This is a genomic window from Nocardia sp. CA-128927 (assembly GCF_050955855.1).
Lineage (GTDB): Bacteria > Actinomycetota > Actinomycetes > Mycobacteriales > Mycobacteriaceae > Nocardia.
The window spans coordinates 4869488-4881228 of sequence record NZ_CP192087.1; the positions used below are offsets into that span (position 1 = coordinate 4869488).

Genomic DNA, 11741 nt, shown 5'->3' on the forward strand with positions numbered 1-11741 from the left:
TGCGTGGGAGAAGGGATTGGTGGCCGGTCCGCCGCGGGATGTGGTCACCACGGCGGACCGGGATCGGGGTAGTGCGTTCGGTTCAGGCGCGCTGGTGCGTCGGCGCTCGGCGGTCAGGAACGGCCAGACGACGCGTGCTACGAGCGCGGATCCGCATCGAACCGGCGCGGTCTGGGACAGCAACGCTGGCAATGGGATTGACAGTGGGTCGGCACGAGAGCGAACCAGGCCACGACGAGGAGCCAGGCCCAGTTCTCGGACAAGAAGTCGGTCACTTCTGCAACCTCCGATGAGTGTTGAACGCCGACGAGCTGGGCGGGGATAGGTGGTAGCGATCTGGTCCGCCGTGGGCGAGAGGTAGCCACGGCGGACCGGAGATCGAGGTAGGGCCTTTGGTTCAGGCGGCGCTGGAGCGTCGGCGCTCGGCGATCGCGGCGAGTTCGGCGCGACATGAGGTGCACAGGCTGTCGGCGTGCACGACGCCGGGTTTGGTGCAGCGGTCGCAGCGCCCGATTCGTTGTCCGGCTCCGAGCGCGGCGGGCTGTCGCCGACGGCGGGCCGGTGTACGTGGCGCAGAGCGAGTGGTGATGGGCTGCTCGAGGTTCATCGCCATCCAGCGGGTGATGATGCGCCAGGTAAGTCCGGTGTTCGCGGCTGCGGCGCGGATACGGTCGAGGATCACGCGGGCTTGCTGAGGATGGGTGGCCGCGATGTGCGCGCACCGAGATTGGACGAACTCCTGCAATCCCCACGGAACAGGCAGCGGCGCGATGCCGGGGCGGCCGTCATCGCGGCAGTCGCGGCACAGGCCGTCGTCGCTGACCCGGTGGCCGTCGACGAGATGAACCACTCGAAGGTCGTTGTCGCAGCGGTCGATCCAGCATCCGACACACGGCCAACCGTGGTAGGGGTTCATCGCGGCGAGGTCGTAGTCCAACCCCGAGCCCTGCCAGGTGTCCTCGACAATGTCGAGCTCGGTGTAGGGCAGGAACTCGTCGTAATCGCTCGGCACCGGGAGGCCGGTCCGCTTGCGCGCGAAGTCTGTTTGGTCGGCGGGAGTGATCCGCTTGGGCAAGTTGGTCCAGCGGCGGCGAGCGCCTCGGCGGCGATCACCCCGCGCTGCGTCAGTCATGTCCTCGCCCAGGAAGGTCTGAGCGGCATCGTCGAGGGCGGCGTAGCGCCCCTGCCGTGTGCTGCCCGCGCGGGTGACCGGTGAGGGAGGTGCGAGCAGATCGCGGTCGCGTTCGGTGTAGGTCTCGGCGACGTAGAGGAAATAGCTGCGATCCCACAGCGCGGCTTGGATGTGAGCCCACATCAAGTGCGCGGGCTTGCGCGGGTTCGGTACCGGCGCAGTGAGATCGGTGTCGGTTTCGATCGCGAACATTCGATCGGCGGCGTAAGCGGCGAACTGAATATCTTGGCGGCGTCGCCATGCGTGCACGTGGTGATCGTGAAGGCCGCGCCGCACCGCCGCGCCGATCGGCTGGCGAGCCCTGCGGTGCGCGATCGCTTCAGGAGTGAAGCGAGCGTCGTCAGTGTCTCGCGAGGGTGTCGCGCTGTATCGGTCAGCGCGGCGATACTCGCGAATGGAGCGGCGGACCCATTCGGCGGCCTCGATCGACACTTCGCTGGGGTCGGGCATTGCTGGTCGGTAGAGGTCGGGATTGCTGTCGGCGGTGAGGTGGATGACCATGTGGCGCACCTCGGGCCGGTTCTTGGCCATCCACCCCAGTTGGTGCGCCGCCTGGCGGAAAGGTTTGCTAGACAGGATCGTCGCGGCCTCCTCGAGGAAGGCGCGCTCCTGTGGTGAAGCCAGGCTCAGCACGGCGGCGAACTCTTTACGTGCTCGATCGGGGTCGACCTCGAGCAGATACTCGATCTGGGCCAGGGCACTGGCGAACGGTGTCAGGGCAGCCGGATCAGCAACTTCGGCAACGCATGTAGCAGCGGTCATCACGATTTCCTGTCTGTCCGAGAAATGGGCCAGCCCCGTGCCGGGCACGCGCGCATGGCACGAACCCCGGCACGGGGCTGGGCGGCTGGTCGACTGACCGGCCTGAGTGCGACCGACCAGTGACAGACCCCGACGCGGCGGAGGGAACGCGCCGAGACGGGCGGCATCGAATTTCTGCGCAGGAGACGGTGAATGGTGGTCAGCTGGTGCGCCGCGCCGAGAAATTCGGTGACGTCCGGGCGCGGGCCCGTAGCCGTGGCGGGGTCTGGCGCTGGTAGCACTCGTCAGGCCGGGCAGTCGACCAGACGGTCAGCCCTCACCACACGCATAACCGCCGGGTTCAGAACCCTGGTTCGTCGGTGGGTGAGGCCCCGCCCCAGCCGTTGGCTTCCCGCCACGGATCCTGGCCCGCCTGGCTACCGACCCCGGCACCGACCAGTTGATCGGAACGATCCGACGCCGCAGTGGTGTCGGACGTGCGTATGGTGGACCGGGCGCGGCTGCGCGAGGAAGTACGGTTGACTTTGGCGGTGGCGTAGCGCAACGAGGGACCGACCTCGTCGACGTCGAGTTCGACGCTGTTGCGTTTGTTGCCCTCGGCGTCGGTCCAGTTGCGTTGCTTGAGTCGTCCCGAGACCAGAACCCGAGCACCCCGGGTCAGCGACTCGGCCAGGTTCTCCGCGGCCTCGCGCCAGATGCTGCAGCGCATGAACAATGCCTCGCCGTCCTTCCACTCGTTGGTGGTGCGGTCGAAATAGCGCGGGGTCGAGGCCACCGTGAAATTTGCGACCGCCACACCCGCGGGGGTGAACCGGAGCTCTGGATCCGCGGTCAGATTCCCGATCACGGTCAGTGGTGTATCTCCAGCCATGCGGGCTGTTGCGAAATGGTGGGTGGGTGTTGTCCGGCCGCGTAGCGGCCGGGCAACAGGATTTGTGGGTTGTTGGGTGTGTCGAGGGTTGGTGATCGATGATGTGTTGGTGGCCAAGGGTTATCGCTGGGTGGATCGTGATCAGCAGTTTTTGATGCCGCCGGATATGCGTGAGTGGTTGAGTGATTCCGATCCGGTGTGGCTGGTGATCGAGGCGGTGGCGGGGTTGGACACTTCGCGGTTGCATGCCAAACGCCGCACTGGTGGTGTGGGGCGTGCGGGGTATGACCCGGATATGTTGCTGACGTTGTTGATTTGGGCGTGGGCCCAAGGCCAGCGGTCCTCGCGCAAGATCGAGTGGTTGTGCTCGCGTGATGTCACCTTCCGGGTGATCTGTGCCGGGGATGTGCCTGATCATGTGACCATTGCCCGGTTCCGTGGCGAGCTGGCTGATGTGGTGGAGGAGTTGTTCACCCAGGTCCTGGTGTTGTGCGCGCGTCTGGGTATGGGCCGGTTGGGGGTGGTGGCGATGGATTCGGTGAAGATCGCCTCGAACGCGTCGTTGAGCGCGAACCGCACCGAGGAGGGGTTGCGGGCGGCTGCTGGCGAGCAAGCCGTCGCTGATGCGGCGCGGGCGGCCGCGCGGGCGGCCGCGCGGGCGGCGGCGGCCGAGCATGCGGCCACCGATGCCGCCGAGGACGAGCAGTTCGGGCCCGATGAGCGTGGTGGGGGCATGTCCACGGAGTTGGTCGAGCCCTCGGCTCGGGCGGCGCGGATCGCTGCGGCGTTGGCGGAGTTGGAGGCTGAAAACGCCGCTCGCGCCGAGGCGCGTGAGGGGGCCGGGGCCCGTCGGCGCGAGCGTGAGCAGGCCAGGCAGGTCGCTCGTGATGCGATGGTCGCTGACTATCAGCGCCGTCGTGACGAGCGGGGGCCCCGGGTCGGGTTGCCCCCGGCCGAGATCCGGGTGCAGGTGCTGACCCGCAACTGGGAACAGGCCCGCGCCGCGCAGCAAGCCAAGATCGAGCGCTGGCTGGCGGCGGGCGGGCGCGGGCGCCGGCCCGCCCCGGTGGATGAGGAGTACGCGGTCAAACGCGTGCGCCGGGCATTGGATCGTGCGGTCGCCGCGCAGGCGGTAACCGCGCAGGCCGAGGCGGTGACCCGGGCTGGGGCGGCCCGCAAGGCCGCCGAGCGGGCCGGCAACGATAAAGACGCCCAGCGCAATATCACCGACCCCGAGTCTCGCCCGATGCCGCTGCGCGGCGGGGGATGGTTGCAGGGATTCAACTGTCAGGCCGTCACCTGCGGCGACGGACTGATCATCGCTACCGGGGTCGCCAACAATCCCAGCGACTGTCCCGCCTTCGCCGAGATGATGGGCAAGGCCGCTACCGCCGCCGACCTCATCACCGCCCACCATCCCGTAGACACACACGAAAACCCTGCTATCGCAACACTTCTCAACGACTACACGGCCGCGGTAACAGCCCCGGCCGGTCCCGACACCACTGGTGAAACCTCACCCGCCCCGATCGGAATGCTGCTCGCCGACGCCGGCTACCTGAGCACCGATAACCTCACCGCCGCCGGGCCCGCCCGGCTCATCGCCATCGGCAAACGCCGTGACCTGGCCACCGCCGCCCGCACCCGGCCCACCACCGGCCCCCCGCCCACCGACGCGCCGGTGATCGAGCAAATGGATCACCGGCTGCGCACACCAGAAGGCGCCGCCCTCTACAAACAACGCAGCCACATCGCCGAAACCCCCTTCGGCCACGCCAAACACAACCTCGGCTTCCGACGCTTCACCAGCCGCGGAACCAGCCGGGCCGCAGCAGAATTCAGCTTCCACGCCCTCGTTCACAACCTGTTCAAAGCCATCGGAACCCGCCACCTCACCCTGGCGCCCTGCTGACAAGCAGGACCGGGAGGATCTACCAACCCCGTGTTGCCGGCCACTACGCGGCCCGCAACACCAGCACCCATTTCGCAACAGCCCGCATGACTAGTTCTCCTTCGATAGGTGTTGACGTGCCATCGGGATAAGCCGCCGGCCGTCTGGGCGTGGTGGGAGTCGCTGTCCCGGCGAGGCGTGGAATCTCCGAAGGGTGTCGGGGATGCATGCGCTCGTATCCGGGTGTGGACGCGGAGTCGAAGGCAGATCCACCGCAAGGAGTTGCGTCGACGCCCGATCCCCTGGCAGCGGTCGCCGCGCCACCTCGCTGGCAGCGGTGATCGACACCAGCGAGGTGTGCGGTTCCCAGGACGGTGCGGGTCAGGCGGCGAGATCGATGTCGCGGTAGTCGATGTCGCCTGCGGCGGCTTGCTCGACGTCGGAGAGGGTGTAGTCGAGTCCGGCGGCGGCCTCGGCCAGGAAGTGCAGATAACGTTCGGTGTCGGCGGTGTGGTTGCGCCACAGCGACTTATCGAGGCTGTTCTCGTGGCGGGCGACGATCATGGCGGTGACGATGACCCACGCGCGTGCTGGCGTCGCGGCCCGGATGGCCTTGATCAACGCGTCGCGGGTGCCGCCTACTCCGAGCAGGTGCAGGGTCTGGCGCAGATCGTTCATGCCGAGTCGGTTCGCCATGGATTCGGCGACGTATCGGGAGGCCGCAGTGTGCGGGGTGCGGCGGCTGAGGAAGTTGAGCAGCACACCGTCGCGCCGTTCGGCGGCCGCGACACCACGGATGTTGAGTTGTTCGACCCGGACCCGCTTCAGGCGGGCCTGCTCACGATCGGCCGCGGCCTGCCTGGCCGCCTCGGCGTTCGCCTCTGCGCGGGTGGCCTCGTCAACGTTCTCGTCACCCGAGAGATCGGCAGGGGCGGCCGTGACCGCCAGCATCTGGAAACCGCTCTCGGGCAACTGATCGGCGGGCAGGTAGCAGAACGGCACCCACCGGTCACGCTGCTCGACCAGATCGGCGTGGAGCAGACCAGGAGCCGGGGCCGCGTCGGTGTTGTCCTGGGTGTCCCAGTCCACAGCTTCGGGCTCGACGATCGCGCCGGTGTTCTTCTCGACGAGCTGCCCGTCCTCCTCGTGGTGCAGATACACCACCCACCGGGCAGGGTCGGTGTTGACCAGCTCCGCGGTGACCGGTTCGCCGTCGGGGGTCACGAGGAGTTCGGCCGGAACGAACTCGGCGTCAGCGCTGCTGGTGTCGGGCTCGGCGGTGAGGATCCCGAACCCGTACGCGCCGTAGGGCAATGCGGCTTCGAGGTAGGCGCGTTCAGCGGCGCGTTCGGCCAAGATGAGCTCGACCTCGTGCGCGAAACCGGATCGGGTGCACCGGTTGAGCCGAGCCACGGCCTCGGCATCGCCGAGTGTTTCGTAGTGACCGATCACCGCGAGCTGATCGAAGCTGAACTGATCGGTCTCCAGCAACGCCTTCGCGGTCGGAGACGCACCGATCTTCGCGTTGGCCTTGACGGTTTCGCGGGAGGTCTGCAACGCCTTCGCGACGCGGGGCACGCTCGCGCCGAGGTCGAGGGCCAGGGTAATGCCACCGGCGTAGTCGGCGTCGGTCAGCGGGATCCGGCGCTCGTTGAAGTTGATCTGATCGAAGATCCGCTCGATACGACGCTCGGTCTCGGTGAGCCCGACCGGCGCGGCGACGATGAACACCGGAACCACTTCGATCTCGAGCGCGAGCGCGATGAGGAGGCGGACCTGGCCGTCCACGGCGTGCACCGATCCGTCGGCCTCGCGGATCGCGTTGATCGGATCCTTCACCCCACGTTCCTTGATCGAGGCGACCTGCAGGGGATGGTCCTCGATCCGGAAGCTCTCCCGGACGTTCGGATCGATCACCAGCTCGGCTGGCGGCATCCACTTCGCCTCGATCACAGGCAGATCTGCGGGCGGATCATTCGCTTCGGCCGGATCGCTGACGGGTCCGGTGTCGACTTCCGTCGCGGTATCTCGGTCGAGGACGGCTGTGGCGGTGCCGATTTCGGTGTCGGACATCGAGACTCCTTCGAAGACAGACGGCGGGGCAGCCCACCGATCGAGATGGGCTGTCCCGCCGAAAATGGGCAGTGACGAACACACCCCAGGCTCAAGCCCGGGGTTCGATATCAGGCCGCTGGAGTGGTGGCGCGTCGTGCGGCGACGTTGATCGGGTGCAGTCGCAACACCTCGTCCGCGTCGGGGGTGAGCGTCCAGTACTTGCCGCGCCAGTCCGGCCATTGCGAGCACCAGCGCTCCAGCACGGTGGTGTCCTCGATTTCGGTGCTCGGCCCGGCCTTGGCGTGGTACTGCCGCCGCAAGTAGTGCTCGCGGGTGAGGGTCTCGACAGCGGTGATGTCAGACATGGATGGTCCCTCCTGGTCGGTCAGTGGGTTTATGACGACTCGATGCATGGATTGCGGGCCGCGGCCGCACACCTGCGCGCTGGCGAGCGTCTTAGTTCGGACGGCGATCCGGCTGCGATGATCCCGAGCTGTTCACCGATCGCATGGCCGGGTTGGCCGTGGTTTGGCCGGTGGGATCGTGGGCGGACGCGATTTCGCCGGGCCTACACAGGGATTGGGTAGGTGTAGGTGAAGGGCAGTTCTTCGAAGCCTTCGGGGACGGTGTCGGCGACGGTGATGCGCTCGCGTGCCCAGTCACCGACGTGGTCGCCGCTGTCGCTGTCGTACTCGTACCAGCCCTCGGCGGTCAGGACGACGAGGGGATGGACTTGCCAACGGCTGCTGTTGGCTGCGCTTTTGTCGACGTAGCGGCGTTGGTCATGGTTGAGCAGATAGCGTCCGAGCGGACCCTGCTCGAGGTGGGGCAAACGGGGAGCATCGAGTCCCCGCATGTGCAGGTTGGTCGGGACGGGGTGATCGGGTTCAGGGTCGGCGGTCTCGCCGGCCCAGACCACGCGGGTCGGTTCGGTGAGCAACCGCTCGACCGATTCGACCGGCCGGGCGCAGTGGTAGCGGAAATTCCCAGACACGCTCATCTTGAGGACCCCACTGAATGTCACGCCGAGGATCTCGTCGGAATCCGGCGCGAGGAACACCGCGTTGAAGTACTGCCCCATGACTGCGTCTCCTTTCATTGGTGGTTCACATAAGCGCGACCCCGTGTCGTCGTGGTCACGGTCGGCACGGCATCCACGGACGGCGTGATCGCCGGACCTTCGGGTTGGTGCGGCGATGCGGGGGACAGTGGCCCTAACAAGTGCTGGAAGGCGACGCTGAGGACCCGACGGTGAGGTCAGCGGGCGGGGTGAGGCTGTCGAGGATCTGGGCGGTGCTGGTGATCAGTTCGGCTTCGCCGTCGCGGATCATCGCGTGGCAGCCTGCGGAGGCCGCGGAGTGGATCGGGCCCGGCACGGCGAACACTGGGCGGGCGAGTTTGGTCGCCCATCGCACGGTGTTGCGTGTACCGCCGAGCAGCCCGGACTCGGGGATGACCACCGCACGCGACAGGGCAGCGACGAGGCGATTGCGGGCAAGGAATTGACTCCTGGCCAGTTCTGTTCTGGGCGGGTACTGGCTGAGCAGTAATCCGGTGGCGGCGATTTCGGCGAACAAGTCCGTGTGCGCGTGCGGATGCGGGCGATCGAGCCCGGTCGGTAGGACCGCGATCGTGGTCCCGCCATGGGCCAGGGCGGCGCGATGGGCTTCGGCGTCGACACCGAAGGCGCCGCCGCTGGCAATGGTCCATCCGCGGTCGGCGAGTTCGCCGGCGATCTCGGCGCTCACTCGACGGCCGTAGTCGGTGGCGGCGCGAGCACCGACGATGCCGATGGTGTTGTGGGCGAACAGTTCTACCCGGCTGCTGCCTTGGGTCCACAGCGCGATCGGTGCGGTGGTGTCGAGGTGTTCGGTGTCGAGGTCGGCCAGTCGGCGCGCGGGCCAAGACGGATCGTCGGGGGTCATCAGGTAGCCGTCGGACGCCGCGCTGCGGTCGAGGTCGCGGCGTGCGGCATCGCGCAGATCGCTGCGAATGTCGATGAGGGTGCCACGGGTGGTCAGCATCTCCGCAGCCTGCTCGGGCCCGACCTGGCTGATCAACGACCGGACCTGGCGGGGTGCGGTCAACGCCGCGCGAGCGAGGATGGCCCACATCAGTTGCCGCTCATCTGACATCACCGCCTCACCACCACGGGGTGAAGGACAACCGAATGATGCTGGCGTAGAGGTGCATTCATGGGAGCTCCTTGATCAGAAGGGCACGGGCAAGCACCGTGCGGGCGTGGATCGGCGCAATCGGATCTCTCGGAGCCGACGGTGCGCGTGGATCAGTCGAGGTCGATACCGAGTTCGGTGGCGGTGGCATATCCACGCCGGAACAGGGCGCGGATGTATTCTGGCGGCACGGAGCACGCGAGGGCGGTCGAGAGTGTCACCGCCGCGGAATTGGTGGGCTCGTCGGCCAGCGCGATGTCGATGGCGGTGGAGGCCAATGCGGTGTCGCCGTCGGTGTAGGCGGTGATCGCGAGCAGCATCGTGGCCTGCGTGCGCTGTGGTGCGGGCAGCGCCCGGACCAGTTGGGTCCACATCGGCATTGCTGCGGCGCCGCGCGGTCCGGTCGCCAGCGCATACAGGCAGGTGCGAATCGTCTCGTCGGACAGGGTGATCGCGAATCGCGCCAAGTCCTGGGCCGCCAGGTCGGTACCGGAATCGGCGGCATGGATCTGGGTGAGTACGAATCGCAATTGCTCACGGCGGCGAGCGGTGCAGTCGTCACCATCCTCGGCGGCATCCGGAGGTTCGGTGTCGCTGATGTGGATGTGGGCCAGGAGTTGGCCGACCTGGCGGGTGAGGTCAGGGTCGGGTTCGAGGGAAGCGGGCCGCTCACTGATGCGTGGGAAGGGTTGGGTAGCAGGCAGATCGGAGCCATCATCGGTCAGGGCGGGCAGGGTGCCGCTGTCACCGTCGAGCAGACTGGTCCACTGCTGCCCGGCGGTGGTGTCGGTGAGGATCCAGGCGTCGAGCAGTTCGGTGCCGGTCTCACGTAACCGGGCACCGAGCAGGTTCACCAGCTCGCGATGGGATTCGCGCGGCACCGGGCGGTTGGGTCGCGGGTCATCGATGACGACGACCGCGACCGCGTCGGGTTTGAACTGCCGGCACAACTGCATCGCGCGAGCGAGGATCGGTGTGGTCGCGACATAGTCTCCGGCCAATCGGTCATCACAGCTCAGATAGAGATCGGTGAGGACTCCCATCCCGCCACGGATGTGAATGTCGGGCCAACACCCGAGCTGATGGACCGCCACCAGCAACACAGACCGACGCGGCGGCTGGGGAGCAGCGGCGATGTACTGGGAGATGAGGATGCCGGGGTTCTCGATCGAGGGAATGAAGCCTCCTGGGGCAGAGTCGGATTGAGGCAGGCACGACGTCCGCGACGGACGAACCGCATGAACCCGGTGCTCGCCAGCGACTCGGTGCGGTGCAGGGTTAGTGCAATCAGAGCGATGGAGGTTGGCGAAGGTCGTGCGAGATCACCGGCCCATGGCCTGCTGGTAAGCGATCGCGAAATCGACGCTGCGGCCCTGGCCGAGGATCACTGGCGCGTCGCCGTCGGCACCGCGGTACAGGCAGAGCAACCACGGCTCACGCGCGCGGGTCGCGTTCGCCAATTCGCTGCCATCGCATGCGTTGGTCGCGAGCAGAAATCCGTTGGCGGTAGAAGCGCGGATCGCGGTGTTGGAACTACCGCGCCAAGAGATTTCGACCGAGCCGTGACCACGCTCGGTCAGGAAATCGATCTCTGCGCGGTAGAGATCGGCCAGCATCGCCGCATATTCATTCCAGCTCGGTTGTGGCATAGTGTTGCCTCCCTGAGGTATTCGATGGATGTGCGCAGTCGGGTGTCGGCAGATGAGCGGCCCGTGTCGAGACGGGCGCGATCGCGCAGCGAGTGAAGCGCTGGGCCTCGGCCGAGGTATCAGTGCGCTTCCCAGGGGGTGCGTTGGACTCCTGCGGGGGCAGGGTCGAGTCGTGAGGTTCCCCCCGAATTGCGGACAGGGGGTTAAGCGGCTTCAGTGGCCGCGGTGAGTGACTTCTCGTAATCGTCGGGACTGAGCATCCCGATGCTGGAGTGTCGCCGGGTAGTGTTGTAGAAGTTTATCCAGTTGTCAACTGCGGCAACAAGTTCAGCTTTGGTGGCGAATACGTGCCGGTAATAGTATTCGTGTTTGAAGCTCGACCACAGCGATTCGGCTCCAGCGTTGTCCCAGCAGATCCCCCTCGCGCCCATCGACCGCCGCAAGCCGTGCCGACCGCATGCCTGAGTCATGGCATCAGCAGTGTATTGACTGCCGCGGTCCGAATGCAGGACCGTGCCGTCGCAGCGGCCACGACGCGTTTCCACGGCCATCTCGACCGCCGCAGTGGCCAACTCGACACGCATATGATCGGCCACGGCCCAGCCCAGGACCTTCTTGGAATGCTCATCGCGGACCGCGCACAAATACATGTCTATCCCACCGCAGCTCAGATAGGTGATGTCGGTCGACCACACGACATCGACACGACCGCGGTCGAAGTCCCGGCCGACCAGATCCGATGGGAACGACGCAGCCGGATCCACGATCGTGGTCCGGGTTTTGAAGGTGCGTGGGCTGATCCCGGCCACGCCGATCTCGGCCATGACCTTCGCGACGGTTTTCTCCGACACGATCTCACCGGCGGCACGCAGTTCGGCGGTGATCCTCGGTGACCCGTAGACCCCACCGGATGCGCGATGTGCGGCAAGGATCTTAACCTCCAGATCGGCGCGTCGCTGCTGCCGATCGGTCAAAGCCGTTGCTGCCGTGCGTTTCACGTACTGGTAGTAGCCCGACGTCGAGACCTGCAACAGTCGTGCCATACGGACAACACCAGTAGTCCCAGATCGCTCGGCACGCCCGGCGGTGGCGATGACATCGGAGCCGGCGCACTCCACAGCCATCCGGAATTTGTCAAGTCAAGTGA

10 protein-coding genes are annotated in these 11741 nt (G+C 66.7%); 1 reads left to right on the forward strand and 9 read right to left on the reverse strand.

Annotation, left to right across the window (positions count from 1 at the left end; all coding sequences use genetic code 11):
- Positions 1-397: 397 nt before the first annotated feature.
- Positions 398-1954, reverse strand: a complete 1557-nt coding sequence (locus ACQPW1_RS22835) for a hypothetical protein (RefSeq protein ID WP_433664734.1) — start codon at positions 1952-1954, stop codon at positions 398-400.
- Between the two features lie 340 nt (positions 1955-2294).
- Positions 2295-2825 (reverse strand): single-stranded DNA-binding protein, encoded by a 531-nt coding sequence (locus ACQPW1_RS22840; protein WP_433664735.1) that lies wholly within the window; start codon positions 2823-2825, stop codon positions 2295-2297.
- A gap of 103 nt (positions 2826-2928) precedes the next feature.
- On the opposite strand from ACQPW1_RS22840, the gene ACQPW1_RS22845 reads away from it, so the two are divergent.
- Complete coding sequence (locus tag ACQPW1_RS22845; protein ID WP_433665308.1) at positions 2929-4737, forward strand: transposase; 1809 nt, start codon at positions 2929-2931, stop codon at positions 4735-4737.
- Between the two features lie 360 nt (positions 4738-5097).
- Here ACQPW1_RS22845 and ACQPW1_RS22850 read toward each other — a convergent pair whose 3' ends face one another.
- The 7 genes from ACQPW1_RS22850 to ACQPW1_RS22880 all read right to left on the reverse strand — a co-directional run bounded on the left by ACQPW1_RS22850 (position 5098) and on the right by ACQPW1_RS22880 (position 11718).
- Entirely contained in the window at positions 5098-6789 is a 1692-nt protein-coding gene (locus tag ACQPW1_RS22850; protein WP_433664736.1) for a hypothetical protein, read from the reverse strand.
- 110 nt (positions 6790-6899) lie between these two features.
- The gene (locus ACQPW1_RS22855; RefSeq protein ID WP_433664737.1) at positions 6900-7136 is read right to left on the reverse strand and encodes a hypothetical protein; all 237 of its coding nucleotides are present in this window, start codon (positions 7134-7136) and stop codon (positions 6900-6902) included.
- Positions 7137-7339: 203 nt separating this feature from the next.
- Complete coding sequence (locus ACQPW1_RS22860) at positions 7340-7852, reverse strand: hypothetical protein (protein ID WP_433664738.1); 513 nt, start codon at positions 7850-7852, stop codon at positions 7340-7342.
- 133 nt (positions 7853-7985) lie between these two features.
- A complete protein-coding gene (gene dprA, locus ACQPW1_RS22865; RefSeq protein ID WP_433664739.1) occupies positions 7986-8906 on the reverse strand; it encodes a DNA-processing protein DprA in 921 nt (306 codons plus the stop codon).
- A 152-nt stretch (positions 8907-9058) separates the two neighbouring features.
- Positions 9059-10048, reverse strand: coding sequence for a DUF4192 domain-containing protein (locus tag ACQPW1_RS22870; RefSeq protein WP_433664740.1), 990 nt, complete (start codon positions 10046-10048; stop codon positions 9059-9061).
- A gap of 219 nt (positions 10049-10267) precedes the next feature.
- Positions 10268-10594, reverse strand: a complete 327-nt coding sequence (locus ACQPW1_RS22875; protein ID WP_433664741.1) for a hypothetical protein — start codon at positions 10592-10594, stop codon at positions 10268-10270.
- A gap of 203 nt (positions 10595-10797) precedes the next feature.
- Positions 10798-11718 (reverse strand): IS3 family transposase, encoded by a 921-nt coding sequence (locus tag ACQPW1_RS22880; RefSeq protein WP_433664742.1) that lies wholly within the window; start codon positions 11716-11718, stop codon positions 10798-10800.
- Between the last annotated feature and the right edge of the window lie 23 nt (positions 11719-11741).

Coding starts and splice junctions, on each gene's coding strand:
- ACQPW1_RS22835 (WP_433664734.1), bottom strand. CDS start 1,954: ATGACCGCTGCTACATGCGTTGCCGAAGTTGCTGATCCGGCTGCCCTG.
- ACQPW1_RS22840 (WP_433664735.1), bottom strand. CDS start 2,825: ATGGCTGGAGATACACCACTGACCGTGATCGGGAATCTGACCGCGGAT.
- ACQPW1_RS22850 (WP_433664736.1), bottom strand. CDS start 6,789: ATGTCCGACACCGAAATCGGCACCGCCACAGCCGTCCTCGACCGAGAT.
- ACQPW1_RS22855 (WP_433664737.1), bottom strand. CDS start 7,136: ATGTCTGACATCACCGCTGTCGAGACCCTCACCCGCGAGCACTACTTG.
- ACQPW1_RS22860 (WP_433664738.1), bottom strand. CDS start 7,852: ATGGGGCAGTACTTCAACGCGGTGTTCCTCGCGCCGGATTCCGACGAG.
- dprA (WP_433664739.1), bottom strand. CDS start 8,906: ATGTCAGATGAGCGGCAACTGATGTGGGCCATCCTCGCTCGCGCGGCG.
- ACQPW1_RS22875 (WP_433664741.1), bottom strand. CDS start 10,594: ATGCCACAACCGAGCTGGAATGAATATGCGGCGATGCTGGCCGATCTC.
- ACQPW1_RS22880 (WP_433664742.1), bottom strand. CDS start 11,718: ATGGCTGTGGAGTGCGCCGGCTCCGATGTCATCGCCACCGCCGGGCGT.